We start from the raw sequence: 25,929 nt of genomic DNA on the forward strand, positions 1-25,929 counted from the left end.
GGCGCTGGCCGCCACCCCGGGCGGCGCCGGCAGGCACGCGCTCGGCTGCCTCGCCGCACCGAAACCCGGCACGTGCGCGGTCACTCCGCTGCGAAGATCTCCTCGGTGCTCACGGCGGTCACGGAGCGGCGGAGCCACGTGCGCAGCAGCTCCAGGTCCTCGCAGCCGGTGATCCGCTCACGCGCCTCGTCGGACACCTCGACGCCGCGCTGCTCGAGGATCGTCAGGATGTCCTCCGCACGGCCTTCCGCACGGCCTTCCGCACGGCCCTCCGCACGGCCTTCGTCCCGGATCTCCTCCGAGATGTACGAGGTGTAGAAGGAGAGATCGACAGCCACCAGATGCCTCCAGATTTCCCTGGCCGGGCGCTTGGCCAAGCCCTGTGCGGTGAACTCGATGATCGGATCGGCGACCCCCTCGGGGACACCTTGCAACGCGGTGGACAGGGCTTTCAGTATCGCACCGATGCCCGGGTCCGCGGCGTGGGTGACAGCGGAGAGAGCCGCAAGGACGAGGTCCGCCCGAGCCTCGGCCGGGTCGGTGATCACCGGCATGCTGTCCGGCCCGGCCACCAGGGGTGTGAGGGTGAGGGTGGGCAGTTGCGGCGGGCCGCAGCTCACCGGTCTCCTGGCCCAGCGGGCCGTGGCCCGGTCCTGACAGACGACCAGCAGGGCGGTGGGCAAGCGGTACTTCGTCCAGAGGTACGAGGTGTAATACGCCCAGCTCGCGGGCTTGTCCGGGTCCTTCTTCCCCTGGGACTCGATCGCGATGAGGAAAGCCTCCCCGTCCGCCGCCTCCATCCGGAGCAGTGTGTCCACCCTGCGTTCGACGGGGCTCACCTCCGTGAGGTCGGTGGGCATGACCATGACCTTGACAGGCGTCGGGATATCGATGCCGAGGACACGTGACACGCGCTCGAAGAGCCTGGGGTCATGCTGGAAGATCCGGTGCATCGCCTCGTGCGGGGAGCTGACCATGGGAGTGAGCGGAGTCCTCTCGATACGTGGGTAACGCAGTGAGGAGTCCATCGCACGCCGGAGGCATATGCCATGCGAATGGGAAGCGTTCACCCGAACGGGTGACCGTGGGACGCATCCCTCCGCCAGCACCGTGAGAGCCCCTTCCCGGGTCAGGGAAGGGGCTCTCACGGTGGAACAGGAGCGGTGGCCGCGGGCGGCCTCAGTCCGTGGGCTTCTTCGGGCGCCAGACCACCAGCGCCGAGGTCTGCTGGACGTCCTGGTACGGGACCAGGTCACGGCGGTACGAGGCGTGGACCGCCGCCTCGCGCTGCTGAAGCGTGGCGGCCGCGCCCTCCAGCGCCGCGGAGAGCTCCGCGACGCGGGACTGGAGCGCGGCGACCTGGTTCTCCAGCTCGATGATCCGCTTGATGCCGGCCAGGTTGATGCCCTCGTCCTGGGACAGCGCCTGCACCTGCCGGAGCAGTTCGATGTCGCGGGCCGAGTAGCGCCGCCCCCGGCCCGCGGTGCGGTCCGGGGAGACGAGGCCGAGGCGGTCGTACTGCCGCAGCGTCTGCGGGTGCAGGCCGGACAGCTGGGCCGCCACCGAGATGACGTAGACCGGCGTCTCGTCGGTCAGTTCGTAGGGGTTACGGCTGCGCGGTGGCCGGCGGTCCATGTCTCATGCTCCCTTCGCGGCCTGGAACAGTTCTGCCCGCGGATCGTGCCCCTCAGTCGCCTTCGCGTAACTCTCCAGAGCTTCGCGGGCCTCGTCCGGGAGATCCTTCGGCACGGCGACTTCCACGGTCACGAGGAGGTCGCCACGGGTGCCGTCCTTGCGGACCGCGCCCTTGCCGCGGGCCCGCAGGGTGCGGCCACCCGGCGTGCCCGGGGGCAGCTTGAGCGTGACCGGCGGTCCGCCCAGGGTCGGCACCCTGATCTCGCCGCCGAGCGCCGCCTCGGTGAACGACACCGGGACGCTCACCGTGAGGTTGTCGCCCTTGCGCCCGAACACCGGGTGGGCGTCCACGTGCACGACGACGTACAGGTCGCCCGCCGGTCCGCCCCGTTCGCCGGGTGCGCCCTTGCCGCGCAGGCGGATCCGCTGGCCGTCGGCGACGCCGGCGGGGATGCGTACCTGCATGGTGCGCGAGGACTTGGCGCGGCCCGAACCCTTGCAGACCTCGCAGGGGTTCTCGGCGATCAGCCCGCGGCCCTTGCAGTCCATGCACGGGTCGGTGAGCGAGAAGCCGCCACCGCCGCCGCGCGAGACCTGCCCGGTACCGACGCAGGTCGGGCACACGCGAGGCGTGCCGTTCTTGTCGCCGGTGCCGGAACAGGCCTTGCAGGGCTGCTGCGAGGACATCCGCAGGGGCACGGTCGCGCCGTCCACCGCCTCGGTGAACGACAGGGTGACCTCGGACTCGATGTCCTGGCCGCGGCGCGGCTGGGTCCGCGGACCCGCTCCCGCGCCGCCGCGGTTGAACAGTCCGCCGAAGACATCGCCGATGCCGCCGCCGAAAGTGCCGCCGGCCGTGCCCTGGGCACCGCCGGGGCCGCCGAAGAGGTCGCCGAGGTCGAAGTTGAAGCTGCCGCCGCCCGCACCGCCGGGACCGGGGCGGAAGCCGCCGTTCCCGAAGAGGGTGCGCGCCTCGTCGTACTCCTTGCGCTTCTTCGGATCGCCGAGGACGTCGTTCGCCTCGGAGATCTCCTTGAAGCGCTCCTCCGCCTTGGCGTTCCCCGTGTTGGCGTCCGGGTGGTTCTCGCGGGCCAGCTTGCGGTACGCCTTCTTGATCTCGGCCTCGGTGGCGTCCTTCGGGACGCCGAGGACCTTGTAGTAGTCCTTCTCGATGAAGTCCTTTGTACTCATCCCCGGCGTCCCTCCTCACGTTTCCCGGTTCTGGTGATGTCAGCCCTCGTCCGGGCCACCGCTCTCCTTGCCGGAGCCTTCCTCAGCGGCCTCATCGGCCTCCTTGGTCTGCGCGCCGGGCTGCGGTTCGGCGACGGCCACCCGCGCGGGGCGGATGGTGCGCTCGCCGATCCGGTAGCCGGGCTGCAGGATCGCGACGCAGGTCGTCTCGGTGACGTCCGGCGCGTACGAGTGCATCAGGGCCTCGTGGACCGTCGGGTCGAAGGGCTCGCCCTCCTTGCCGAACTGCTGCAGGCCCATCTTCGCGGCGACCGTCTCCAGCGATTCGGCCACCGACTTGAACCCGCCCACCAGCTCGCCGTGTTCCCGGGCGCGGCCGATGTCGTCGAGCACCGGGAGCAGTTCGGTCAGGAGGTTCGCCACGGCGACCTCCTTGACCGAGACCCGGTCCCGCTCCACGCGGCGGCGGTAGTTCTGGTACTCGGCCTGCAGCCGCTGGATGTCCGCGGTGCGCTCGCTCAGCGCACTGCGGGCCTGGTCCAGCTGTGCGGTCAGTGCCACTGTCGTGTCCCCGGCCGGGGCCGCCCCCTCCTTCTCGGGAGTGGGGGCGGCCTTCGGCTCGGCGGCCTCGGGGGTGTCGCCGGTGTCGCCGGAGGAGACGTCAGTGGGCTCGTTCTGCTCGTCGAAGCCCGGGGTCTCCTCCGTCACGCGGCACCACCCTTGTCGAAGTTGGGCTTCTCGTCGTCGACGATCTCGGCGTCCACGACATCGTCGTCGGCCTTGGCCTCGCCCTGCGGCGCGCCGGCCTCGGGGCCGCCCGCGGCCTGCGCGCCCTGGGCGTCGGCGTACATCGCCTGGCCCAGCTTCTGCGCGACGACCTGGACCTTCTCGGTGGCGGTGCGGATCGCCGCGGTGTCCTCGCCCTTCAGCGACTCCTTGAGCTCGCCGACGGCGGTCTCCACCTCGGTCTTCACCTCGGCGGGAACCTTCTCCTCGTTGTCCTTGAGGAACTTCTCCGTCTGGTAGACGAGCGCCTCGCCCTGGTTACGGGACTCGGCAGCCTCCTTGCGGCGGGAGTCCTCGTCCGCGTACTGCTCGGCCTCCTGGCGCATCCGGTCGACCTCGTCCTTCGGCAGCGAGGAGCCGCCGGTGACGGTCATCTTCTGCTCCTTGCCCGTGCCCAGGTCCTTCGCGGTCACGTGCATGATGCCGTTGGCGTCGATGTCGAAGGAGACCTCGATCTGCGGGACGCCGCGCGGGGCGGGCGGCAGACCGGTCAGCTCGAACATCCCGAGCTTCTTGTTGTACGCCGCGATCTCGCGCTCGCCCTGGTAGACCTGGATCTGCACGGACGGCTGGTTGTCCTCGGCCGTCGTGAAGATCTCGGAGCGCTTGGTCGGGATCGTGGTGTTGCGCTCGATCAGCTTGGTCATGATGCCGCCCTTGGTCTCGATACCGAGGGACAGCGGGGTCACGTCGAGGAGCAGGACGTCCTTGACCTCGCCCTTGAGGACACCGCCCTGGAGCGCGGCGCCGATGGCGACGACCTCGTCCGGGTTGACGCCCTTGTTGGCCTCCTTGCCGCCGGTCAGCTCCTTGACGAGCTCGGCGACGGCGGGCATACGGGTCGAGCCACCGACGAGAACGACGTGGTCGATCTCGGAGAGCTGGATGCCCGCGTCCTTGATGACGTTGTGGAACGGCGTCTTGCAGCGCTCCAGGAGGTCGGACGTGAGCTGCTGGAACTGGGCGCGCGTGAGCTTCTCGTCCAGGTGCAGCGGGCCCTCGGCGGAAGCCGTGATGTAGGGCAGGTTGATCGTGGTCTCCGTGGAGGAGGACAGCTCGATCTTCGCCTTCTCGGCGGCCTCGCGCAGGCGCTGGAGCGCCATCTTGTCCTTGGAGAGGTCCACGCCGTGGCCGTTGTTGAACTGCTTGACCAGGTAGTCGACGACGCGCTGGTCCCAGTCGTCACCACCGAGGTGGTTGTCACCGTTGGTGGCCTTCACCTCGACGACGCCGTCGCCGATCTCGAGCAGCGAGACGTCGAAGGTGCCGCCACCGAGGTCGAAGACGAGAATGGTCTGGTCGTCCTTGTCGAGACCGTAGGCCAGGGCGGCGGCCGTCGGCTCGTTGACGATGCGAAGAACGTTGAGACCCGCGATCTCGCCGGCTTCCTTCGTCGCCTGGCGCTCGGAGTCGTTGAAGTACGCGGGCACGGTGATGACCGCGTCCGTGACCTTCTCACCGAGGTAGGACTCGGCGTCCCGCTTCAGCTTCTGCAGCACGAAGGCGCTGATCTGCTGCGGGTTGAAGTTCTTGTCGTCGATCGCGACGGACCAGTCGGTGCCCATGTGGCGCTTCACCGAGCGGATGGTCCGGTCGACGTTGGTGACCGCCTGACGCTTGGCGACCTCACCGACGAGAACCTCGCCGTTCTTCGCGAAGGCGACGACGGACGGCGTGGTCCTGGCGCCCTCGGCGTTGGTGATGACGGTGGGCTCGCCGCCTTCAAGAACGCTGACGACCGAGTTAGTCGTGCCCAGGTCGATGCCGACCGCACGTGCCATTTCATTTCCTCCTACGGACTTGAGTGGAACTGACTCAAGGATGCATGACGGATGGCAACGCGTCAACAGAGCTGAGTCAGGCCGACTCAACTTTTATCCGCTCCTTAGGTGCAGACAGGTTGGCTGCACCCCGCTCTATGGGGTGTGACCTGCTGATTTTCGGAACAGTGCGGCCCGGCGGTCGGCGCCGGCGTATCCGGTCACCGCAGACCTGGCGGGTGTGCGGGTGGCGGGCGTGGCGGATGGCGGGCGTGGTGGATGGCGGGCGTGGCGGGCGTACGTCAGACGTCGGTCCGCTGTTCGCGGAAGCACACGAGGGAGCACTGCAGCAGCCGCCCCGAACGCGGGTCGGTGAGGCCGGGGACCACCGAGGCGAGGCCGAGGCCCAGTTCCTCGCGGGCCAGTCGCAGCGCCTCGTCGAAGCCGAGGCCGCCCGCGTACAGCGGCACCAGCGAGGCCGCCACCTGCAGCCCGGCGATGTCATCCGCGTACTCCCCCAGACCGCGCAGCACGTGGGCCTCGTAGCCCTGGACGCCGAGCTTGAGGAAGATCCGCTCGCCGGGTGCCGTGACCCGCTCCCAGAGCCCGTCGAGGCGCCGCACCTCCACGCCCTGCCGAGCGACGTACGCGGAACCCGGCACGGCCTCGCGGTGCCGCGGCAGCATCGGCAGCACGGAGCTCGCGGCGCCTTCGTCGCCCGCGACGTTCAGAAGGGCCGGGCCCGGGGTGTCGCCGAGCGCGTACGGCTCGACCGTCCAGGCGTCGTCGGCCTGCGTGCGGTGCAGCAGGGCGGCGCGGGGCGCGGGCAGCGGCTCGAACGACACGATCCGCCCCCGGAAACCGCTTCTGCGCAGCAGGTTCCCGTACGCACCGGTGTACGCGCCCACGTCGATCACCGTGTCGACCTCGTTGGCCCTGAGCAGCCGGACGAGCCGCAGCCCGGTGGGGTCGGCCGGATAACGGCAGACATCGATCCCGAACTCCTGCACGGCGGTGCGGATGCGGTGGAGGAAGGCGGCGGGGCGGGTGGCGGCGGGGGTGTCGGGGCGGGCGGCGGCGGTGACACCGGGACGGGTGCGGCGGCCGGGGTGCGGGCCGTTCCTGAGGATGGTCACGGTCAGCCCCTCGCGAGGTCGGCGGCTCGCACACGACGCTCGCCGCGCGCGGGATGGGTACGGGCGGTACCGGCGGCGGCGGCACCGGCGGGGGCGGTGGTACGGGCGGGGACGACGGTGCCCGACGCCGGTGTGCCGCTGCGGCGGGTGGCCGGGACCGGCTGGGTGCCGTGGGGCTTCGTGTCGTAGGACCGGGTGCCGCGGGGCTTCGTGCGCAGGGCCAGGGTGCGCGGTCCGTCAGCGGGGCGGGCCGCCGAGGCGACGCCCCCCGGAACACCGGCCGCCCGTCTGCGGACCGCGGCCGTACGCGCGCCGCGCACCGGAGCCCGCACACCCCCGGCAGCCGCACCCGCGCCGCCCGCCGCACCCCATACACCCCCCGCAGCCGTACGCCCGGCTCCCCCGCCCGGCCGCCCCCGCTCCCCGTACACCGGAACCCTCAGGAGCGCCCAGCCCCCGCCGATCACCGCGAGCAGCAGTGGAGCCGCGGCCTTCGGGGAGGCCGTGCCGGTGTGGAGCAGGACCGTCGTCAGGGTGCCCGCGAACGTGAGGATCGCGAGGACGACCGCCGCGCCCGGGACCGTGAAGCCGATGCGGCGCAGACGGTGGGGCACGTGGTCGGGGGCGGGGCGGAGCAGGGGGCGGGCGGCGCGGTGGCGGGAGAGGAGGACGAGCACGGTGTCGGCGGTGGCCGCCAGGGTGAGGGTCAGCAGGCCCGCCACGGTCGGCAGCGCCTCGTGCCCGGTGTGCACGGCGACCGCGGCCGAGGCGAGCAGGAAGCCGGTGAAGTGCGCGCCGCAGTCGCCGAGGTGGGCCCGGGCCGGATGCCAGTTGTGCCCGAGAAAGCCGCCGAGGGAGGCCGCGAGCACGACGAGGACGAGCGCCAGGCCGGGCCGCCCCTCCGCCGCCGCGCACAGCGCGAGCCCGAGCGCGGTGATCACCCCGACCGTGCCCGTCACCCCGTCGGAACGGTCGAGCCAGCGGAAGGCGTACGTGACGAAGACGATCCAGACGACCGCGGCGGCTGCCGCGAGGACGCCGAGCCCCGTGCCGTACACGACGAACAGTGCGGCCCCGCCCGCGACGGCGAGCCGCACCCGTACGTCGAAGGGCCGCCCGGGCCGCAGATCGGCCGCGAGGCCGAGCAGGGCGACGGCGGCCGCGGCCCACAGGAGCCGTTCCGTGCCGGGCCCGAGCCCCGCGTACCCCGTACAGCTCACCAGGAGCGTGCCCGCGAACACCGCGGCGCCGCCGAGGCGCGACGCGGGCGGGCGCAGAGCCGCGCCCGCGCCGGTCCGGGCGGGCCAGGGCGAGGTCCCGGCGGGCCGGCCTGCCGCAGAGGGCGATACGGCCGCGGAGGGCGATCCGCCCGCGGAGGGCGATCCGGCGGGCCGGGCGCAGGTGCGGGCGAGGCGGGTGAGCAGGGCGGTCAGAAGGACGGCGGCGGCCGCCGCCACGACGGCGTAGAGCATGACCGCAAGCTAGTTTGTAATCTCGCAATATGTGGTGAATAACACGACTAGCCCGATTCAGCACCCGACCGGCCCCCTCCCGCCATCCCGAGAGAACTCACGGCACCCCACCGAGAGGACCCGCCCCGCACCACCCGGAGTCACCCGGCACCACCCGGCGCCCTACCAAGGCTCACCTCAGCGACGCAGATCACCGTGAGCCTGGCTACATTGCGGCATGGGAAGTGGGTAGGCTCGGACGAGCCGGGTAAGTTACCGCTTAGTAATCTCGCTGTCCCTGACCGAAGCCCGACCCCCGAAGCCCCCGCCTCGCAGGCCCGAGGAGCCCTCAATGCAACTCGCCGCGATCATCGTGTCGTTGGTACTGACCGTGGTCGGCGTCGCCCTGTTCGCGCGTGCCATCGGCCAGTTCGTCCGCTACTTCATGCTGGGCCAGCCGGTGCCTGCGGGCAGCAGGACCGACAACCCGTACGCACGCACCGTGACGCTGGTACGGGAATTCCTGCTGCACACCCGTATGAACCGCTGGGGCATCGTGGGCATCGCCCACTGGTTCGTCGCGATCGGCTTCTACACGCTGCTCCTGACGATCGTGAACGCCTTCGGCCAGCTCTTCAAGGCCGACTGGATCCTGCCGGTCATCGGCACCTGGGCTCCGTACAACATGTACGTCGAGTTCATCGGCACCATGACCGTGGTCGGCATCCTCGCGCTGATCCTCATCCGGCAGCTGAGCAACCCCGACAAGCCCGGCCGCAAGTCCCGCTTCCAGGGCTCCAAGACCGGCCAGGCCTACTTCGTCGAGGGCGTCATCCTCATCGTGGGCGTCTGCATCTTCATGCTGCACGCGCTCGAGGGCGCGATGCACCACGTGGACGGCTACGAGGCGTCGTTCTTCATCTCGTACCCCGTGGTCTCCGCGCTCGAAGGCCTGGACCTCTCCACGCTGCAGAACCTCACCTACCTCTTCGCCGGCCTGAAGATCTCGGCCTCCTTCACCTGGATGATCGTGGTCGGGCTCAACACCAACATGGGTGTGGCCTGGCACCGCTTCCTCGGCTTCCCGAACATCTGGTTCAAGCGCAACGCGACCGGTGAGACGGCCCTCGGCGCGCTGCTGCCGATGACCTCCGGCGGCAAGCCGATCGACTTCACCGACCCGGGCGAGGACGACACCTTCGGCGTCTCGCAGGTCGAACAGTTCAGCTGGAAGGGCCTGCTCGACTTCTCCACCTGCACCGAATGCGGCCGCTGCCAGTCGCAGTGCCCGGCCTGGAACACGGGCAAGCCGCTCTCCCCCAAGCTCCTGATCATGTCGCTGCGCGACCACGCGCACGCCAAGGCGCCCTACCTGCTCGCAGGTGGCGGCAAGAACATGGAGGGCGAGGAGAAGGCCTCGGCCGAGCAGCTCGCCGACGTGCCCGCCGAGGCCCTCGCCGAGGCCGAGCGCCCGCTCGTGGGCACCCTCGAAGAGAACGGTGTCATCGACCCGGACGTCCTGTGGTCCTGCACCACCTGCGGCGCCTGCGTCGAGCAGTGCCCGGTCGACATCGAGCACATCGACCACATCGTCGACATGCGCCGCTACCAGGTGATGATCGAGTCCGCGTTCCCGTCCGAGGCGGGCACGATGCTCAAGAACCTGGAGAAGAAGGGCAACCCCTGGGGTCTCGCCAAGAAGCAGCGCCTCGAATGGCTCAAGGAAGTCGACTTCGAGGTGCCGGTCGTCGGCAAGGACATCGAGGACCTCACCGAGGTCGAGTACCTGTACTGGGTCGGCTGCGCGGGCGCCCTCGAGGACCGCGCCAAGAAGACCACCAAGGCCTTCGCGGAGCTCCTGCACATGGCGGGCGTCAAGTTCGCCATCATGGGCGGCGACGAGAAGTGCACCGGTGACTCCGCCCGCCGCCTCGGCAACGAGCCCCTGTTCCAGGAGCTCGGCATGGAGAACGTCATGTCCCTGAACATGGCGTTCGGCGAGGAGATGGACGACGACGGCAAGGTGACCGACGAGTCCCGCAAGCCCAAGTCGGCCAAGAAGATCGTCGCCACCTGCCCGCACTGCCTCAACACCCTCGGCAACGAGTACCCGCAGCTCGGCGGCGACTACGAGGTCATCCACCACACCCAGCTGCTCCAGTACCTCATCGACGAGGGCAAGCTGATCCCGGTCACGCCCGTCGAGGGCCTGATCACCTACCACGACCCGTGCTACCTGGGCCGCCACAACAAGATCTACACGCCGCCGCGCGAGATCATGGACGCCGTCCCCGGCCTGCGCCAGCAGGAGATGCACCGCCACAAGGAACGCGGCTTCTGCTGCGGCGCCGGCGGCGCGCGGATGTGGATGGAGGAGCGGATCGGCAAGCGCATCAACACCGAGCGGGTGGACGAGGCGCTGTCGGTGAACCCCGACATCGTGTCGACCGCCTGCCCGTTCTGCCTCGTCATGCTCACGGACTCCGTGAACGGCAAGAAGAACGACGGCGCGGCGAAGGAGTCTCTCCAGGTGGTCGACGTGGCGCAGCTGCTGCTCGACTCCGTGAAGACGCCGGTGGACCCGGCGGGCACGGACCCGGCGGCGGATGCTCCGGAGCCGGTGCCGGTGAAGTAGGGCCGCCACCCGGAACGTACGACCCACACCTGAGGGGCCGCGATCGCGCGGCCCCTCAGGCCGTTCACGGGAGCCGCCCCGCGGTCCCGTAGGTGACTCCCGCAGGGGTTGTCACAGCTCAGCCGCAAAGGGCCGGTAATCGACCCGCCCCCGCCACCCGCCCGGCGGAACCAGGTACGTTCGATGACGTGGCTGGATTCAGGATGGGCCGCGGCAACCGGGACAACCGCCCCGGCTCCCCGCGCCCGCAACACGACCCGCAGCAACCGCCGTACGGACAGCAGCAGCAGCCGTACGGCCCACCCGCCGCGCCCCCGCACCCACAGCAACAGCGGTACGGCGGCGGCCCGCAGCAGGGCACCGCGCACCAGGGCCACCCCCGGCAGGGCGGCCACCCCGGCCGGCCTGCCCAGCAGTGGCCGCAGGCCGCCGGCGGCCACGGCGGCGCGCAGGGCGAGCCGGAGTACTTCGGCGACCCCGGCCACTCCGCCCCCACCGGCCGGCCCGGCAACCCGCAGCCGTACGGTCCGCAGGGCGGCGGGGGCCACGACCCGTACGGTCCTCAGGGCGGCGGGAGCCACGACCCGTACGACCCGTACGCCGCGAACAACCCCGGCCACACCCGCGCCTTCTCCATCAACGAGGACCCGTACCACGAGGGCGACACCTACCGCGCGGGCTCGGCCCCCGCACCCGTCGGCCCGGCGCTGCACTGGAAGCAGCTGCTCAGCGGCGTGATCCTGCGCCCGGGCCCGACGTACCTGCAGATGCGCGACCACACCATGTGGCGCCCGGCCCTCCTGGTCACCTTCGTCTACGGCCTGCTCGCCATCTTCGGCTTCGACGGCGCCCGCGAGGACGCGCTCGGCGCGGCATTCGCGACGAGCGTCCCGATCGTCCTGACCACCGGCGTCGCGATCGTCCTGAGCGCCTTCGTCCTCGGCGTCGTCACCCACAGCGTCGCCCGCCAGCTCGGCGGCAACGGCGCATGGCAGCCGACGGTCGGCCTCTCGATGCTCATCATGTCCCTGACGGACGCGCCCCGTCTGATCTTCGCCATGTTCCTCGGCGGCGACGCCACCCTCGTCCAGATCCTCGGCTGGGCCACGTGGCTCGCGGCGGGCGCCCTCCTGACGACCATGGTCTCCAGATCCCACGACCTGCCGTGGCCACGCGCCTTGGGCGCCTCGGCAATCCAACTGATCGCCCTGCTCTCGATCATCAAACTCGGCACGTTCTGAGGCAGTTTTCGCCGCGTCGGGTGCCCTGCCGCACCACCCTTGTCACCGGGTGCGCATCCGGCCCTTGTCACCGCCTGCGCGCCCCGGCCTTTCGTCCGGTACCGCCCCATGCGGTGCAGGTCCGGCACTATAGTGCCGCTGTTCATCGAGTGTGCAGCACGTCACACCGGGTGGCGGCGCGCGTCAAGAGGCGGTGCACGTCGGGAGACAGCCGCCCACCGTGCGCGTGCGTCATAGGGGTGGGGGTTATGCACGAGTTGATCAAGGGTGCCAACGTAGGTCTGGCGGCCCTCAGTGAAAGCGTCGAATCCGTCATCATCAGCCTGGACTGGACCAGCCCGACGGGTGAGGGCGACGCGGACGTCTCCGTGCTGCTGCTGGACGCGAACGGCAAGGTACGAAGCGACGCCGACTTCTACTTCTACAACAACCCGGTCGCCCCGGACGGAAGCGTGCAGCTCCTGGGCAAGACGCCGACGGGCAGCGGCAACAGGGACCGGATCAGCTTCGACCTCACCGCAATCCCGGAGGACATCGACAAGATCGTGGTGTCCGCCAGCCGCTACGGCGGAGCCCACTTCGGGGAACTGGACGACCTGCAGCTGACGTTGGCCGACGGCTCCGGCGAAAGCCTGCTCCGGTTCGCGATCGAGGATGCCGGACCGGTGTGCGCCTTCATCTTCGGCGAGCTGTACCGCCGCGGCGGGGAGTGGAAGCTACGGGCCATCGGACAGGGCTACGAATCCGGACTGGCGGGCCTCGCAACGGACTTCGGTGTCAACATCGAGGACGACGAGGAAGCAGAGGAAGCCCGCGACGCGGCAGCGGAGAAGGCCCGCGATACGACAGCCGAGGAGGCGCTCGACGCAGCTGCGGGGACGGCTCCGGGCACAGCGACGGGCGAAACACGACCGGAGATGACCGGGTCGAAGATCGGCGCCGATCGCGAAGTGGAAGCACCCTCGCAAGCCGTACCGGCACCGCGGCAGCCCGAGAAGGACGCCGAATCGAAGAAGTCGGCCGCACGGCCCCGCACCGCCAGGAAGAAGGTCACCCTGCCCAGGACCGCCAAGAAGTCCTTGGCGGAGAACGAATCCTGGAAGGATGCCAGGCTCTTCCCGGTCTCGGCGCTCAAGAGCGACCGGGACCGCGAAATGCGGGCCACCTCCGTACTGTTGTCCGTGATGACCCAGATCCCGGAGTTCGGCCGGCGGCTCACCGCCGCGTTCGGTGCACCCGCGGGCCGTATGGAGGCGTTCACCGAGGTCTCGCTGCCGCACGGCGACAGCCCACGGCGCCCCGACGGCGTGATCCGCGTCGAGAGGGCCGGGAAACTGTGGACGGCGCTCCTCGAGACCAAGACGAACGGGAACGCTCTCAAGGCCGAGCAGGTGCAGGCGTATATGGACATCGCCGCCCGCCGAGGCTACGAGGCCGTCATCACCCTGTCGAACGACGTCGCCTTGGAAGGCAGCCCGCTGGTCGACGTCAGGATCGACGGACGGCGCAAGCACAAGGTCGCTCTGTGGCACCTTTCCTGGGCCGAAGTGGCCCATCAGGCCCAGATGTTGATCCGCCACGAGGGCGTGGGCAACATGGCACACGCCTGGCTGCTCCAGGAACTGCTGCACTACCTCCAGCACGAGAACTCCGGATGCCACGGCTTCCAGAACATGGGCGCCGCCTGGGTCCCCGTACGCAACGGAATCGACGACGAGACCCTGTGCCAGGGAGATCCGCGGGCCCTTGAGGTCGTGGAGAGCTGGGAGCGGCTCGTCCGCCAGGTCTGTCTGCGGCTCGGCGGCGAACTCGGGCACAGGGTGCTGCCCGTCCAGCGCACCAAAAGGGGAACAGATCCAGGGACCCGCCGAACCCTCCTCGCCGATCAGCTCTGCCTCGAAGGCAGGCTCCGGGCCGAACTGCGCATCGAAGGCACCCCCGGCGTTCTCGCGATCGTGGCGGACCTTCGTACCAGCAAACTCCGCACCTCCATCGAGATTCCGGCGCCCGAGCAGGGCTACCCCCTCTCCTGGGCCAAACGGCTCGTCCGGCGCCTCGCGGAAGCGCCTGCCGATCTCCACGTCGAAACCCTGGTGGAGGGTGAGACCGGGGGCCCGCGCGGCACGCTGGAACGCCTGCGCCCGGAGCCGGCGGACATGCTGCCGAAGCACGGCACACAGATCACCGGCTTCCGCCTGTCCCTCTTCAAGGGCATGGGCAGCAGCCGGGGCAATGCCGAGTCCGGCTTCATCCGCAGTGTGGACGACGCAGTCCACCGGTTCCACGCCACCGTGGTATCCCACCTGGACCGCCCGGCCGCCCGACGCACACAGTCCGCGCCGCAGCCATCTGCCACGGGCTGAGGCCGACTCGGTCGGACACAGAGTCCATTGGCTGCGCTCACCTGGACGCCGTCGAGGAAACCGAAGGAGAAGACCCCGACGACCCATACTCGTCGAAATCCACGACGGGACCGGCACGGGTATCGTCGTCGCCGTGCCGCTCGACCTACGCGAAGGGTGGACAGCCGAAGCCAGGGAACGCCTCGCCGCGGCGCGCGTCGCGCTGGGCGAGACCTGATCTGTGCCGCAGCACGAACCAGGGGGCGCTACGCGTGAGCAACGTACTGACCATGAACGACGGTCCCAGGAAGAAGGACGACGACCGTGGCCCGGCGAGAGTGGGGGCCACGATCTGCTTCACCGACACCTCGGGACCTGCCCCGTCGGTCGTGTACGTGGAGCGCGAGTTGCCGTCGGGAGGCATACCCGCGTACCGCAAGGCGCGGGAGAGCGGGGCCCGTTCCCTCGTTCTGTGGGCTGACGACCTGCGTGCGGCGCGGGTGGCGACCGTGGTGACCCGGTCGGCCCGCCACGGTGTCGCGACGTTCCAGGTGCTCGGCGCGCACGGCGAGGTCGTCGGCACGCTCAAGCGCGAGAAGGCACTGCGCGGCAGAGGCCTGCGCACCCGCTGGACCGTGCACCCGACCGGCGCCCCGCAAGCAGTCGGCTTCAAGGGGCGGATCGTGTGGTGGTGGATGTGGTGGCTGCTGCTTCCCCTCATGGCGGTGGTGTCCCTGATCAGCATCTTCGACGCCGCCGCGGGCAACGAGGTCGGCGTCGCCCGTGCGCCGCGCCGCATCCGGTGGCGTGCGAACGGGCAGGTCCCGCTGGAGTTCCGCTCCAAGGACGACAAGCTGCACCTCCACGCGCCCGGCGTCGACTGGCGGCTCGCGGCCGCGTTGCTCGCCCTCGTACGCAGCTTCAAGGTCGGCGCGTGGGACTCCACGAAGAAGTAGTCCCCCCGTTACAGGGATCTCTCACCTCCCCGTACGGGGCAGGTCCCCCTCCTGCCCGCCTCCCTCCTGTCCGCCTCCCGCCTGTCCGCCTCCCGCCCGTGCGCCACGGTGGATGAGGCAGGAGGCGACGACCACGAGCGGCCACAGGGACTGGAAGGACGTCACCACGCGTTCGGCGACACCGTCGGCACCGCCGCGATGCATCTCGAACATGAACCAGGCCGCTCCCGCGCCCATCGACGCGGTCGCCGCGAGACAGGGAGCAGGCCGCAGCCCCCACGGTGCCGCTCCGCTGCGATCGGCGGCAAGAACCGGCCAGACCGCCAGGAGCACGAAGCCGACCGCGGCGGCTGAACCATGGCGCAGGGAACCTCCACTGCTCGGTGCCGGAACCAGGGCCACCACCAACGCCGCCACACCGCCACCGCCCAGCGCCAGGCGTCCCGCGAGCGTGGCCGCACGCAGCCCGCAGGCCGTCAGCAGGTGACAGACACCCACGGCGAACAGCGCCCCGGTCATCGGCCAGAATCCCGGCGCCCCATAGGCCGCAAGCACGCTGATCGTCTGAGCAGCAGGGTCGTAGTCGGGCCCTTCGAGAAGCGCCGCGATCGTCCAGCCGCCGATCAGCAGGACGGGCGCGCACCCCGACGAAATCAAGGCCCACCAGGGCACACGTCGCACGGTTTCACCGTAGAACGCCCGGTACTGCGTGCGACGGCGCCGCGCCCACCGTACGGGTGGCGCAGGGTGATGTTGAGTCACATCATCGGTGCGGATGTCTCGTTGGGGGCATCACGCGCGTGGCTGCCCCTGTCGCGGGCGAGGGCAGAGCCATGATCACCAGCATGAGGAACTCCCTGCTGCGCCGCGCGTGCACCGCCGCCGCCCTGCTCCTGACGACGACACTGATCCCCTCGGCCGCCGCAGCCACGCCCCAACCCGACTCCCCGGCAGGGAAGTCGGCCTCCGCCGCCCGTCTGCTCGGCGAAACGACCGTCCCGCACAAGATGGACTTCCGAGGCACCACAGTCGGCGGCCTGTCCGGTATCGACCGCGACAGCTGCACCGGCGGCTACGTGTTCATCAGCGACGACCGCTCGTACCTGCAGCCCGCCCGCTTCTACACCGCCGAAATCGACGTCGACGAGGACGGCGTGCACTCCGTCGACTTCACGGACACGCACCCGTTCCGGCAGCCGGACGGATCCGTCCACCCCTCCCCGGCCGTCGACGTGGCGGGCGCCGTCGACCCCGAGGAGATCCGCGTCGACCCGCGCACCTGCCGCTACTGGTGGGGCCAGGAAGGCAACCGTCCCAAGACCGCCGACGAGCCCGTCGTACAGCCGTCCCTGCAGTTCGCCTCCCGCAGCGGCGCCTACCGGGGCCAGTTGCCGCTCCCCCGCAACTACACGATCACACGCGACGAACAGGGGCCGCGCCGCAACCAGAGCATCGAGGCGTTCGCCTTCGGGCTGCGCGGCAGGATCGTGACCAGCGTGCTCGAAGGCCCGCTCATCCAGGACGGACCGGTACCCGACACCGAGCACGGCGCACTCGTCCGCCTGACCCGGCAGACCCGCACCGGCCGCGTCCTCGGCCAGTACGCCTACCCGATCGAGAAGATCTTCGCCGAGTCCGACCCCGACAGTCCCTGGGGCCCCGACACCGGCGTCCCCTCCATCCTCGCCTTCCCGGACGACCCGCGGCGCTTCCTCGTCCTGGAACGCACCTGGGTCGCCGGCTCCGGCTACAAGATCCGCCTCTTCGAGGCCACGACCCGCGGCGCCACGGACGTACGGGCCGTGCACTCGCTCGGCGACCACCCCGTCGTCCCCATGCGCAAGAAACTCCTCGCCGACTTCGACACCCTCGGCCTGTCCACCGTCGACAACACCGAAGGCATGACCTGGGGCCCCGAACTCGCCACCGGCGAACGCACCCTGATCCTGGTCAGCGACGACAACTTCGCCCCCGAAGCGGTCACCCAGATCGCGGCCCTCGCGGTGCGCTGAACGACGAGGCCTCCGGGCTGTGTTGACGCGCGACCGTCGGCCCGGACCGCCAAAGCGGTCCCGGCCGACAGACCTGAAGCCGGAGGAAGCAGAGCCTAGTTCCCCAGACGAACCGGCATCAGGATCGAGAACGTGTCCTCGGTGTCGGGCCGGCGGATCGCGAGGGGCGCGGTGGCGGCGCCGAGCTCCAGGATCAGCTGGTCCCGGGATGCGGCGGCCAGCGCGTGCAGCAGGTAGTCGCGGTTGACGGCGACTTGGTCCGGATCGTCGTCATCGTCCCCGCAGATGGTCACCGTGTCGTCGGCCGTCACCTTGAGCACGCTGAGGTCACAGGACACCTCGCCCGGCTTGCACACCTCGCTTGCGCGGATCGGGCCGGTTTTCAGTGCGTCCTGAAAGGCCGGGACATCGACGAGGGCACGGCGCCCGGCCGGCAGGCGGACGAGGCGACGATAGTCGGGGAAGTCGTGGTCGAGACACTGACCGGCCGCCTGCCGGCCCGCGATCTCCAGGGTCACGCGGTCACCGTCCACAACGAGTTCGGCCGCTGCTTGCTCGTTCTCCGCGTTCTCCTCGCTCTCCTCCTCCATGCCGCCGAGCAAGGCCCGCATCGCGTCGGCGAGCGGAACGGGTACGACGGCCTGCACCCGGGTCCCTCCGTACCCGCAGGTACCCGCTCGCGCGACGGCCATCCGGTACCGGTCGGTAGCCACAACCTGGAGTGCCTCGCCCTCGATGTCGAACAGGACGCCCCCGAGCATCGGCAGCTCCGGATCAGCACCGGCGGCGAAACGTACCGCGTCCAGCGCTGCGGCGAGGTCGGGGGCGAAGACAGTCAGTCGGACGGCAGTGGTGCTCGGCAAAGCCATGGGATTCTCCTTGCGTTCAAGTAGCTCTTGGACCGTGGAGAACTCGCTACGGGCGTCGGCCAGACCACGTTCAAGCCGACGCAGATGCGTCTGAAGCAGTCGCCGCACCAGATCGGTGTTCGCACTCGACCAGCCCGCCAGGACCAGCCGGATATCCGCCAACGGCAGTCCGGCTCGACGCAGCCGGGCCAGCAACCGGGCCTCCTCGACTTGCTCAGGCCTGTACCAGCGGTAGCCGCTCACCGGATCCACCCAGGCAGGAACCAGCACGCCCGCACGGTCATAGAACCGCAGGGCACTCACGCCGAGCCCACTGTCCCGGGCCACCTCACCAATGCTGCGCATCTCGCTCGCCACACCCAGAACCCTGGGCCCTCCACCAGGTCGAGGGTCAAGCTGCGAAGACGGTGGACCGAAGGACGGGTCGGTTCGTGGCGGTGGGGCGATGTCAGACCGTATGGACATGATGCTCACCATGACTGACGACCTGATCGGCACGCAGACTCCGCTATGCAGGATCCTGAACCCGGAGGAAGCGGTCGCCGCGCTGGAGCGTGCCGTGCCGGGACTGGACGACCACCGGAGGCCGCAGCCTGCCGTGCTCGACTGGGAGTCGCTTGAAGGGGAGCAGGGCCTGGGAACAGAGCTACCGGCCGACTACAAACGCCTCGCCGAGTGGTACCCCACCTTCGCCCTCGGCGACTTTCTGCTGGTGGGGCTTCCAGAGCCGGGCGAGGAGCAGTCGTGGCTGCGCGGCACACGCAGTGAGCTGACCGGGGTCGTCCAGGACTGCTGGGAGAGGGAAGCGACGGTTGGTCTCCCTCCGCACCCGGCGGCGGGGGGTCTGCTGCCGTGGGCGGGGTCGAACGAGGGCGACGGATTCCTGTGGACCACGGCAGGGGACGGACCCTGGCAGTGGCCGGTCACCATCGCCTCGCGCAACGGCGGCTGGTGGCACTACGAGGCCGGCGCCGTCCAGTTCCTCACCGACTACTGTGCCGGCACGCTGGAACCCTGGGGCCTGCCTCCGATTCATCCGGAGGTCACCCCGTGCTGACAGCGGCACCGGTGTCTCGTTATGACTGTGGTGGAGCCGTTGGTGTGACAACTCTTCCATGGTGGCGACGCCAGCGCATTTGACCAGAAGGAACGCTCGGTGCCGCCCGTCAGGCCAGTCCTCGGAAAGATCTGCAGGAGCAGGACTTCAGGGTCACCACAGTCGCGGATCCGGCCACCCTGCCGGTCCGCCGACTGACGGACTCGGCAGGGCACGGCATCGCCTGCTGCGTGGGCGGGATGGAGCGCGCGTGCCGCTGATATCGGAATGCGCACAGGCGCGGGAGAGTGCCACAGTCGACGGCGTGACCTTGATGAACGTGCGCGTCGACTTCGCCCGAACCGGCCGGATCGGGCCGCCTCACTGCGGTCTGCGCCGTCTTCTGCCTGCCCGGCTGGGATCACCGGGTCCGGCACCGCGATCGGCACCACCTCGACGTGATGCACAAGCAGGCCGCTTGATCAGGCATGCCGCGAACCCCCCATGGGCACGCACCCCCGCTCGACATGGCGGGGGATACGTCGAGTCCTCAGTCGTCGAACTCGAAGCCGGAAGCCTTCGCGCGGGCAATGATGTCGCGGACTGCCTCGGGACTTGTGATGAGAGCCTCCATGGCGGCTTTGAGTTGTGTGAGGTCGCTTGAGCTACCGAGTGCGCAGAACATGCCGCTCTCGCTGTCGAATTCAAGTCGCTCGGCAATCTCTGGCCAGACGAACTGGACGAGTCCTTCCCAGAAGTACCCGTTCGGCTCGTGACCGGCGGCCACTACCGCGGCATCCGCGACCTGGCCACCGGCAGTCAACGTAAGCGAGTACTCGCCGTCGAAGTCACGCAGATTCATGGTCATGGCGGGACTCTCCCACCCGGCGTGGAGGAGCTGTTCGGCGGGCAGCGTCTTCGACGTAGATCGGTGCCGGTGACCAGCCTGACGGCAGGTCTCGCCCCAGCTCGCCCGTGATACGGCGTGGATACCGGCTGTGCCACCACCGGCCGTTCCTCGTGAACGGCGAGCCGTCGGCCCGCAGTACTGGCAACGTGGCCGCGATGAACCGCCGGTCCCAATCGGTCAGGAACAGGTGGCGCAGCTCGCGCACGCGTGGTTTCAGAAGCGGCCAGGCCGCATGCAGCCAGTCCCGTGGGACAAGCTCGTCGTGGTACTCCCAGATCCACTCCGTGTCGAAGCTGCCTTCGAGCTCGATGACCGTCAGGCGCCATCTGCTCAGAGCCTCGTTGAGTGTGCACCTGCCGTAGGTCCCGGAAAGACTCTCGGTCGCTCCGAGCACGGACGCGTAGTCCTCAGCGGTCAGCCCTGGGCCCTCCGCCTCGTCGCCCCCTACCTCGTCGCTCCCTCCATCGCCACTCCTCACACGAGCACCGTAGCGCCGAGTCGGAGACATCGCGACGGACCAGAACGGCGAAGGCGCACCTCCCCTCATGGCCATCACGGAACGACCGACCGATACCGCACAGGAGAAGGGCCCGAGTCGTGTCGGTGGCAGGCCTTCGTCGCCGAGCGGATGACGAGGATCGAACTCGCGCTCTCAGCTTGGGAAGCTCAGGCGAACTAGGGGCTGTTGGGTCCCTGACCTGCGGCAGAGCCCGTTCGAGCTCTATCGTCACGCTCATCGGCGTCCTCTTGTTCCCCGTGGTTCCCCGCTCAACCTGGCACGTTTCTGGCACAGGGGGTCAGCGTCGGGGCGCGGAGGGGGAAACGCCTCCTCGTACCCCCACTCGTACTTGCAGTCGAGGCACACCAGGTGTGTGGGGCACGACTCCGTTTCGCTATGCGCGAGCCGCCATAGCTCGTGATCGTCAGACGTCTGTGGTTCGAAGACTGTCAGACCTCGGTCTATGCCCGCGCCGCAGTTCGGGCAAGGAGTTGGCGGACTGGTGCGAGGCCTCATTCTTCCCCCTCGGATTTGAGGCTCCTCCTCGGCTCTACGAGCTTGGCGCACGCTATCGCAAGGTCGGTGTAGCGGCTTTGGGCTGAAGCTGCTTTGGGGCGGGTGATCACGGCCCCTTACGCTGACCCGAGAATCGGGCAGGCTCGTGGACCTCCCACAGCGGGTGTCGCCCACCTGATGCCCGCACACGTGAGCGTGCCGAGCAGGCGCCGCGCCGCAACCAGAGCATCGAGGCGTTCACCTTCGGGCTGCGCGGCAGGATCGTCACCAGCGTGCTCGAAGGCCCGCTCGTCCAGCACGGCCCGGTGCCCGACACCGAGCACGGCGCACTCGTCCGCCTGACCCGGCAGACCCGCACCGGCCGCGCCCTCGGCCAGTACGCCTACCCGATCGAGAAGATCTTCACCAAGTCGCCGAAGCGGTCACCCAGATCGCGGCCCTCGCGGTGCGCTGAACGACTACTGGGCCCGGACCGGGGCCGGGCTCACCTCGCTCACCTCTCCCCACCCTCAGCCTGCCCCCCCAGCCACCCAAGCCACCCCCGCCACCCCAGCCACCAGCCGAAGCGCCCGGCTGCTAGCGTCCGGCGGCATGTGGGCTCAGGAGATCGTCGCCGGCCGACCGGCCTGGCGTCATGTCCCCTCCGGTGTGGTCTTCCGGGCTGTTCCGGGCGGGACGTTCCGGATGGGGCTGTCCGACGCCGAACTGGACGCTGTTCGTGCCATCGAACGGGCCGACGGCGCCGCCGACAGCCTCGAAACGTTCTACGCCGAGGCGGCGCAGGCCCGTCCGGTGCGCGAAGTGCGGGTCGAGCCGTTCCTCATCGCCCGGCATCCGCTGACAGTGGCTCAGGCACGGCACTGGCTGCCCGAGTACGAGGACAGCTTCGCCGCGGCGGACGGCAACACGGCCCGCTTCGAAGGTGACTTGGACGACCTGCTCGACGCAATGCCCTTCCGGCTGCCCAGCGAAGCGGAGTGGGAGTACGCGGCCAGGGCGGGCACGACCACGCTCACCTTCCGCGGTGACGGGCAGCCGGACGAGGACGACATACTCGCCGACTTCACCGACGACGCACGCGTCGCCGCCGCCGAGAACGCCTTCGGACTGGCCGCCATGGGCTCGGCGAACGAGATCTGCGCCGACGTGTGGATCCCCCACTTCAACGACGCCCCGCTCGACGCACGCCCCCGCACCGGGGACGGCCCACGGGTGGCGCGTGGCGGCGCGGGCGACCTGTCCCCCTGGCAGGGCTGCGACGAGTGGCTCCTCCTGCTCTCGGCCACCCGGTACGAGTCCCACGACTTCACCTCGGTCCGCCCGGCCGCACCCGTACCGGTACCAACACCCAAACCCACACCCACACCCACACCCACACCCACACCCACCGGCGGCATGCCCGACCTCGGTGACCGGACACCGCACTCCGCAGGCAGCGCCAGCGCAGAGCCCCTCCCCCGTGCCACCCGGCGACTGCACAAACCACCCCGCCGGTGATCAAGCCACCCCCGCAACACCTCAGAACCCGGCCCCATGCACCGTCGCCGACCTGCGGACCCGCAAACCCGTGTGCGCCAGACGAATTGAGCACCCGTACTCAGGCCTGGTTGAGCAGCATCCCGGAACCCCGAAGCCTTCCGTTCCCCTTGAATCAAGGCATGGAGACCGCCACCGCCACCGCCACCGCCACCGCCACGATCACCGACGCACACACCGATGCGACCGACGACGACCAGACCCACACTGCACACAAGTCCGGCCACACCCCCGCTTCAGGAGCCGGCGCACGCTTCCTCGCAGGAATCGGATGGCCCCTGTGGGCACTCGCCTGGGTCGTCAGCCTCTCCGCAGTACTCGACAGCACACTTCACGGCGGCGGTGCGGTGTCCGATCCCCTGTTCCGCTCCGGCGCCTGGACGCTGAACCTCTCCCTCGCCGCCGGCCTGGTGGGCGGCTTCGCCGCACGTGAGGCTCCGCGCCTGGGCCGCACGATGGTCGGCCTCCAGTACGCGATGCTGTGCGCCGGCACGGGCATGCTCGTGGCCTCCGCCTGACGCTGCACGGCCCGGGCGGGCCGTCGGCGTGACCTTCCCTCGGCGGGTGCTCAGCGGGTTCCGTTGCGCTGCTTCGTGCAGGTGAGGCGGCCTTCCGGCCTCGGCTCAGGGCACGCGGAGGGCACGTCACCTCTCAAATCGGACTGGACAACAAACAAACCCCAGGCCACTGACCTGGGGTTTCATCATGGAGCGGGTGACGAGAATCGAACTCGCGCTCTCAGCTTGGGAAGCTGATGTTCTACCATTAAACTACACCCGCGCGGTACACGGTCGTTGACCGGTGCGCCGTCGTCACACTACCCCATCGAAGGCCCCCGGTGCAGAGACCCGGGGGCCTTCGGCTGTGAGGGGGTGCGTTGAAGGGGTGCGTCGGAGGCTGCCGAAGCGGGTGTGGGGCAGTGGAGTTGAGGCGTACCGTGAGCGTGCGGAGTGCCGCCTGGAGGGGCGTCCCTTTCATCCCGTAATGTGAGCTTTCGCCGTCTTCGACGTGGGGAAGGGAACCGAGGATTTGATGGAGCGCACTGTCGTCCGCTGTGCCGAGGGGCACGTGTTCAGCACCGTTTCGTTTCCGATGCAGCAGGCCGACCGGCTCGGTCCGGGGCGGCTGATCCGCTGTCCGCGCTGCGCCCGGCTCAGGCATGCGGTGCCGGTGGAGCCCGCCCAGCGGCACTGACCAGGTGCACTGACCAGGTGTACGGACGCAGCGCGCGGGTGGTGGCCGGAATTCGGCGGGCCCGCGCGCTCTGCGTATCCTCGGGACGTGCTTCTCTCAGACAAGGACATCCGGGCCGAGATCGACGCCGGCCGGGTACGGATCGATCCCTACGACGATTCCATGGTGCAGCCGTCGAGCATCGACGTGCGCCTCGACCGCTACTTCCGGGTGTTCGAGAACCACCGCTACCCGCACATCGACCCCGCCGTCGAGCAGGCCGATCTGACGCGGATGGTGGAGCCGGAGGGTGATGAGCCCTTCATCCTGCACCCCGGGGAGTTCGTGCTGGCTTCGACGTACGAGGTCGTCTCACTGCCCGACGATCTCGCGAGCCGCCTGGAGGGGAAGAGCTCGCTGGGCCGGCTCGGGCTTGTCACGCATTCGACGGCCGGTTTCATCGACCCGGGCTTCTCCGGGCACGTGACCCTCGAGCTGTCGAACCTCGCCACGCTGCCGATCAAGCTCTGGCCGGGCATGAAGATCGGCCAGCTGTGCATGTTCCGGCTGACCTCGCCGTCCCAGTTCCCGTACGGCAGCGAGCGCTACGGCTCCCGCTACCAGGGGCAGCGCGGCCCGACCGCCTCCCGCTCCTTCCTCAACTTCCACCGCACCCAGGTTTGAACAGGTCAGAGATCAGAGGGTCAGAGATCACCATGAGCAACGTACGAGAGAACCTGACCTACGAGCGCTTCGGCGCGGCCGTGCGCGAGCTCGCGCAGACCATCGCCGACGACGGCTACCAGCCGGACATCATCCTCAGCATCGCGCGCGGCGGTGTGTTCGTGGCGGGTGGCCTGGCCTACGCCCTGGACTGCAAGAACATCCACCTGGTCAACGTCGAGTTCTACACGGGTGTGGGCACGACGCTGGAGATGCCGGTCATGCTGGCACCCGTCCCCAACGCGATCGACTTCACCGACAAGAAGGTCCTGATCGCGGACGACGTCGCCGACACCGGCAAGACCCTCAAGCTCGTCCACGACTTCTGCCTCGACAAGGTCGCCGAGGTCCGCTCCGCCGTGATCTACGAGAAGTCACACTCGCTGGTGAAGTGCGAGTACGTGTGGAAGCGCACGGATGACTGGGTGAACTTCCCGTGGAGTGTCGAACCGCCGGTCGTGCGGCGTGCCGGGCAGGTGCTCGACGCCTGAGTGGCGCCGGTCTCCGGGGCCGCCGGGGCCGCCGGGGCCTGTGCGCCAGGCGCCCGTGCCCTACGCGCAGTTCTTCTCCGGCGGCCAGGCGTTCCACGGCCGCTACGCCACCATCTACTACGAGCCGGGCTCACACGGCTGCGTCAACCTCTCGTACCGCGATGCGCAGGGTCTGTGGAAGGTGCTGCGGAAGGGGACACCGTGGTGGTTCACGGGAAGAAGCCGCCTGCCGTGGAGTAGGCGCTTCGGGTCTGGGCGCGCTTCAGGCCGGAGCTCACTTCAGGTCTGGGCTCGCTTCAAGCCGGGGTTCACTTCGCGTCGAAGTGAACCCCGTCCGATGTCGCCGTGCCCGCCGTCTTGCCCGGGGCCGTCTGATAGGCCCAGTACAGGTTGGTGTGGGCGATGACCTGGGCCGGGGGCGGGGCTCCCCAGGCGGTCTTGTCGTTGGTGGTGTGGGCGTCGGTGATCAGGGTGGTGTCGTAGCCGCGGGCGAACGCGCCGTGGAGGGTCGAGCGGATGCAGGCGTCCGTCTCCGCTCCGGAGACGAGCAGGTGGCCGATGCCCAGCTCCGCGAGGGCCGTTTCGAGGGTGGTGCCCTCGAAGGCGTCTCCGTGGTGCTTCTCGATGAGCGGCTCCGTGGGGTCCGGTTTCAGTTGCGGGACGAGCTGCCAGTCCTCGCTGCCGTGGACGAGGCCGTCGTCGGAGTGCTGGATCCAGACGACGGGGGTCTGTTCGCGGCGGGCCCGCTCGACGAGGCCGGCGATACGGGCGACGACCGCATCGCGCTCGTGGGCGTCCGTGACGACGCCGTGCTGTACGTCCACCACCAGGAGTGCGGTGTGCGGGCGGTTTTCCAGGGTGGTCATGTGCGGCTCCTCGTGCCCGGCCGGGGCTGCATGGTCCCTGGCGGGATGGCATGGTCCCGGTGCGCCTGGCCCCGGGCGTCACTGAGATGACGTGGACCACGTTAGAGCGAGGCACTGACATTTAGCTTTGCCCGTAGCTCTCCGGGATCTTCGGGGGCTGCGTAG

The 25,929-nt window shown here is 69.6% G+C and carries 25 protein-coding genes, 1 tRNA gene and 1 pseudogene; 14 read left to right on the forward strand and 13 right to left on the reverse strand.

Annotated elements, in window-relative coordinates; genetic code table 11:
* Nucleotides 1-80: 80 nt before the first annotated feature.
* The 7 genes from ACLF6P_RS01205 to ACLF6P_RS01235 all read right to left on the reverse strand — a co-directional run bounded on the left by ACLF6P_RS01205 (nt 81) and on the right by ACLF6P_RS01235 (nt 7,980).
* Nucleotides 81-977 carry an RpnC/YadD family protein gene (locus ACLF6P_RS01205; RefSeq protein ID WP_415947385.1) on the reverse strand — a complete coding sequence of 299 codons (897 nt, stop codon included), beginning with the start codon at nt 975-977 and terminating at the stop codon, nt 81-83.
* Between the two features lie 202 nt (nt 978-1,179).
* Complete coding sequence (locus ACLF6P_RS01210) at nt 1,180-1,635, reverse strand: heat shock protein transcriptional repressor HspR (RefSeq protein ID WP_415947386.1); 456 nt, start codon at nt 1,633-1,635, stop codon at nt 1,180-1,182.
* A gap of 3 nt (nt 1,636-1,638) precedes the next feature.
* Nucleotides 1,639-2,826, reverse strand: a complete 1,188-nt coding sequence (gene dnaJ / locus ACLF6P_RS01215; protein WP_415947387.1) for a molecular chaperone DnaJ — start codon at nt 2,824-2,826, stop codon at nt 1,639-1,641.
* A gap of 39 nt (nt 2,827-2,865) precedes the next feature.
* Nucleotides 2,866-3,534 carry a nucleotide exchange factor GrpE gene (gene grpE / locus ACLF6P_RS01220; protein ID WP_415947388.1) on the reverse strand — a complete coding sequence of 223 codons (669 nt, stop codon included), beginning with the start codon at nt 3,532-3,534 and terminating at the stop codon, nt 2,866-2,868.
* Entirely contained in the window at nt 3,531-5,393 is a 1,863-nt protein-coding gene (dnaK, locus tag ACLF6P_RS01225; protein WP_415947389.1) for a molecular chaperone DnaK, read from the reverse strand. The genes grpE and dnaK overlap by 4 nt, the downstream gene beginning before the upstream one ends.
* Before the next feature lie 281 nt (nt 5,394-5,674).
* A complete protein-coding gene (locus tag ACLF6P_RS01230; RefSeq protein ID WP_415947390.1) occupies nt 5,675-6,508 on the reverse strand; it encodes an FkbM family methyltransferase in 834 nt (277 codons plus the stop codon).
* Nucleotides 6,509-6,510: 2 nt separating this feature from the next.
* The gene (locus tag ACLF6P_RS01235; RefSeq protein ID WP_415947391.1) at nt 6,511-7,980 is read right to left on the reverse strand and encodes an MraY family glycosyltransferase; all 1,470 of its coding nucleotides are present in this window, start codon (nt 7,978-7,980) and stop codon (nt 6,511-6,513) included.
* 331 nt (nt 7,981-8,311) lie between these two features.
* On the opposite strand from ACLF6P_RS01235, the gene ACLF6P_RS01240 reads away from it, so the two are divergent.
* From ACLF6P_RS01240 to ACLF6P_RS01260, 5 genes are all read left to right on the forward strand, one after another.
* Complete coding sequence (locus ACLF6P_RS01240) at nt 8,312-10,594, forward strand: (Fe-S)-binding protein (RefSeq protein ID WP_415947392.1); 2,283 nt, start codon at nt 8,312-8,314, stop codon at nt 10,592-10,594.
* Nucleotides 10,595-10,782: 188 nt separating this feature from the next.
* On the forward strand, nt 10,783-11,835 hold the full coding sequence (locus ACLF6P_RS01245) for a Yip1 family protein (protein ID WP_415947393.1): 1,053 nt from the start codon (nt 10,783-10,785) through the stop codon (nt 11,833-11,835).
* 248 nt (nt 11,836-12,083) lie between these two features.
* On the forward strand, nt 12,084-14,198 hold the full coding sequence (locus tag ACLF6P_RS01250; protein WP_415947394.1) for a TerD family protein: 2,115 nt from the start codon (nt 12,084-12,086) through the stop codon (nt 14,196-14,198).
* Nucleotides 14,092-14,415: a DUF5959 family protein gene (locus tag ACLF6P_RS01255; protein ID WP_415947395.1), complete on the forward strand. Its 324-nt coding sequence runs from the start codon at nt 14,092-14,094 to the stop codon at nt 14,413-14,415. Before ACLF6P_RS01250 ends, ACLF6P_RS01255 begins: the two co-directional genes overlap by 107 nt.
* Nucleotides 14,416-14,449: 34 nt before the next feature.
* Nucleotides 14,450-15,133: a hypothetical protein gene (locus ACLF6P_RS01260; protein ID WP_415947396.1), complete on the forward strand. Its 684-nt coding sequence runs from the start codon at nt 14,450-14,452 to the stop codon at nt 15,131-15,133.
* Between the two features lie 21 nt (nt 15,134-15,154).
* Here ACLF6P_RS01260 and ACLF6P_RS01265 read toward each other — a convergent pair whose 3' ends face one another.
* Nucleotides 15,155-15,814: a DUF998 domain-containing protein gene (locus tag ACLF6P_RS01265; protein WP_415947397.1), complete on the reverse strand. Its 660-nt coding sequence runs from the start codon at nt 15,812-15,814 to the stop codon at nt 15,155-15,157.
* 164 nt (nt 15,815-15,978) lie between these two features.
* On the opposite strand from ACLF6P_RS01265, the gene ACLF6P_RS01270 reads away from it, so the two are divergent.
* A complete protein-coding gene (locus ACLF6P_RS01270; protein WP_415947398.1) occupies nt 15,979-17,145 on the forward strand; it encodes an esterase-like activity of phytase family protein in 1,167 nt (388 codons plus the stop codon).
* 95 nt (nt 17,146-17,240) lie between these two features.
* Here ACLF6P_RS01270 and ACLF6P_RS01275 read toward each other — a convergent pair whose 3' ends face one another.
* Nucleotides 17,241-18,359, reverse strand: coding sequence for a DNA polymerase III subunit beta family protein (locus ACLF6P_RS01275; protein WP_463315314.1), 1,119 nt, complete (start codon nt 18,357-18,359; stop codon nt 17,241-17,243).
* 130 nt (nt 18,360-18,489) lie between these two features.
* Between ACLF6P_RS01275 and ACLF6P_RS01280 the strand changes: the two genes are divergently transcribed.
* On the forward strand, nt 18,490-19,071 hold the full coding sequence (locus ACLF6P_RS01280) for an SMI1/KNR4 family protein (RefSeq protein ID WP_415947400.1): 582 nt from the start codon (nt 18,490-18,492) through the stop codon (nt 19,069-19,071).
* Between the two features lie 529 nt (nt 19,072-19,600).
* On the opposite strand, the gene ACLF6P_RS01285 is transcribed toward ACLF6P_RS01280, so the two are convergent.
* Both ACLF6P_RS01285 and ACLF6P_RS01290 read right to left on the reverse strand, forming a co-directional pair.
* The gene (locus ACLF6P_RS01285; RefSeq protein WP_415947401.1) at nt 19,601-19,918 is read right to left on the reverse strand and encodes an Imm51 family immunity protein; all 318 of its coding nucleotides are present in this window, start codon (nt 19,916-19,918) and stop codon (nt 19,601-19,603) included.
* Complete coding sequence (locus ACLF6P_RS01290) at nt 19,899-20,354, reverse strand: hypothetical protein (protein ID WP_415947402.1); 456 nt, start codon at nt 20,352-20,354, stop codon at nt 19,899-19,901. Before ACLF6P_RS01290 ends, ACLF6P_RS01285 begins: the two co-directional genes overlap by 20 nt.
* Nucleotides 20,355-21,157: 803 nt before the next feature.
* Here ACLF6P_RS01290 and ACLF6P_RS01295 point away from each other — a divergent pair.
* The 3 genes and pseudogenes from ACLF6P_RS01295 to ACLF6P_RS01305 all read left to right on the forward strand — a co-directional run.
* Nucleotides 21,158-21,376 (forward strand): annotated as a pseudogene (locus tag ACLF6P_RS01295) (esterase-like activity of phytase family protein); the annotation flags it as partial.
* Between the two features lie 190 nt (nt 21,377-21,566).
* Entirely contained in the window at nt 21,567-22,472 is a 906-nt protein-coding gene (locus tag ACLF6P_RS01300; RefSeq protein WP_415947403.1) for a formylglycine-generating enzyme family protein, read from the forward strand.
* A gap of 161 nt (nt 22,473-22,633) precedes the next feature.
* Nucleotides 22,634-23,029 (forward strand): hypothetical protein, encoded by a 396-nt coding sequence (locus ACLF6P_RS01305; protein WP_415947404.1) that lies wholly within the window; start codon nt 22,634-22,636, stop codon nt 23,027-23,029.
* Between the two features lie 188 nt (nt 23,030-23,217).
* Here ACLF6P_RS01305 and ACLF6P_RS01310 read toward each other — a convergent pair.
* Nucleotides 23,218-23,291, reverse strand: a tRNA-Gly gene (locus ACLF6P_RS01310).
* 252 nt (nt 23,292-23,543) lie between these two features.
* Between ACLF6P_RS01310 and ACLF6P_RS01315 the strand changes: the two genes are divergently transcribed.
* The 4 genes from ACLF6P_RS01315 (at nt 23,544) to ACLF6P_RS01330 (ending at nt 25,304) form a co-directional block, all read left to right on the forward strand.
* Nucleotides 23,544-23,705, forward strand: a complete 162-nt coding sequence (locus tag ACLF6P_RS01315; protein WP_415947405.1) for a hypothetical protein — start codon at nt 23,544-23,546, stop codon at nt 23,703-23,705.
* Nucleotides 23,706-23,792: 87 nt separating this feature from the next.
* Complete coding sequence (gene dcd, locus ACLF6P_RS01320) at nt 23,793-24,368, forward strand: dCTP deaminase (protein ID WP_415947406.1); 576 nt, start codon at nt 23,793-23,795, stop codon at nt 24,366-24,368.
* 32 nt (nt 24,369-24,400) lie between these two features.
* Entirely contained in the window at nt 24,401-24,898 is a 498-nt protein-coding gene (locus ACLF6P_RS01325; protein WP_415947407.1) for a phosphoribosyltransferase, read from the forward strand.
* Between the two features lie 55 nt (nt 24,899-24,953).
* Nucleotides 24,954-25,304, forward strand: coding sequence for a L,D-transpeptidase (locus ACLF6P_RS01330; RefSeq protein ID WP_415947408.1), 351 nt, complete (start codon nt 24,954-24,956; stop codon nt 25,302-25,304).
* Here ACLF6P_RS01330 and ACLF6P_RS01335 read toward each other — a convergent pair.
* The gene (locus ACLF6P_RS01335; protein WP_415947409.1) at nt 25,207-25,764 is read right to left on the reverse strand and encodes an isochorismatase family protein; all 558 of its coding nucleotides are present in this window, start codon (nt 25,762-25,764) and stop codon (nt 25,207-25,209) included. The genes ACLF6P_RS01330 and ACLF6P_RS01335 overlap by 98 nt on opposite strands.
* Nucleotides 25,765-25,929 lie beyond the last annotated feature (165 nt).

It is taken from the genome of Streptomyces lothianensis, assembly GCF_047779955.1.
Classification (GTDB): Bacteria; Actinomycetota; Actinomycetes; order Streptomycetales; family Streptomycetaceae; genus Streptomyces.

Coding starts and splice junctions, on each gene's coding strand:
- ACLF6P_RS01205 (WP_415947385.1), bottom strand. CDS start 977: ATGGTCAGCTCCCCGCACGAGGCGATGCACCGGATCTTCCAGCATGAC.
- ACLF6P_RS01210 (WP_415947386.1), bottom strand. CDS start 1,635: ATGGACCGCCGGCCACCGCGCAGCCGTAACCCCTACGAACTGACCGAC.
- dnaJ (WP_415947387.1), bottom strand. CDS start 2,826: ATGAGTACAAAGGACTTCATCGAGAAGGACTACTACAAGGTCCTCGGC.
- dnaK (WP_415947389.1), bottom strand. CDS start 5,393: ATGGCACGTGCGGTCGGCATCGACCTGGGCACGACTAACTCGGTCGTC.
- ACLF6P_RS01235 (WP_415947391.1), bottom strand. CDS start 7,980: ATGCTCTACGCCGTCGTGGCGGCGGCCGCCGCCGTCCTTCTGACCGCC.
- ACLF6P_RS01240 (WP_415947392.1), top strand. CDS start 8,312: ATGCAACTCGCCGCGATCATCGTGTCGTTGGTACTGACCGTGGTCGGC.
- ACLF6P_RS01250 (WP_415947394.1), top strand. CDS start 12,084: ATGCACGAGTTGATCAAGGGTGCCAACGTAGGTCTGGCGGCCCTCAGT.
- ACLF6P_RS01270 (WP_415947398.1), top strand. CDS start 15,979: ATGAGGAACTCCCTGCTGCGCCGCGCGTGCACCGCCGCCGCCCTGCTC.
- ACLF6P_RS01275 (WP_463315314.1), bottom strand. CDS start 18,359: ATGCGCAGCATTGGTGAGGTGGCCCGGGACAGTGGGCTCGGCGTGAGT.
- ACLF6P_RS01280 (WP_415947400.1), top strand. CDS start 18,490: ATGACTGACGACCTGATCGGCACGCAGACTCCGCTATGCAGGATCCTG.
- ACLF6P_RS01285 (WP_415947401.1), bottom strand. CDS start 19,918: ATGACCATGAATCTGCGTGACTTCGACGGCGAGTACTCGCTTACGTTG.
- ACLF6P_RS01300 (WP_415947403.1), top strand. CDS start 21,567: ATGTGGGCTCAGGAGATCGTCGCCGGCCGACCGGCCTGGCGTCATGTC.
- ACLF6P_RS01305 (WP_415947404.1), top strand. CDS start 22,634: ATGGAGACCGCCACCGCCACCGCCACCGCCACCGCCACGATCACCGAC.
- ACLF6P_RS01315 (WP_415947405.1), top strand. CDS start 23,544: ATGGAGCGCACTGTCGTCCGCTGTGCCGAGGGGCACGTGTTCAGCACC.
- ACLF6P_RS01325 (WP_415947407.1), top strand. CDS start 24,401: ATGAGCAACGTACGAGAGAACCTGACCTACGAGCGCTTCGGCGCGGCC.
- ACLF6P_RS01335 (WP_415947409.1), bottom strand. CDS start 25,764: ATGACCACCCTGGAAAACCGCCCGCACACCGCACTCCTGGTGGTGGAC.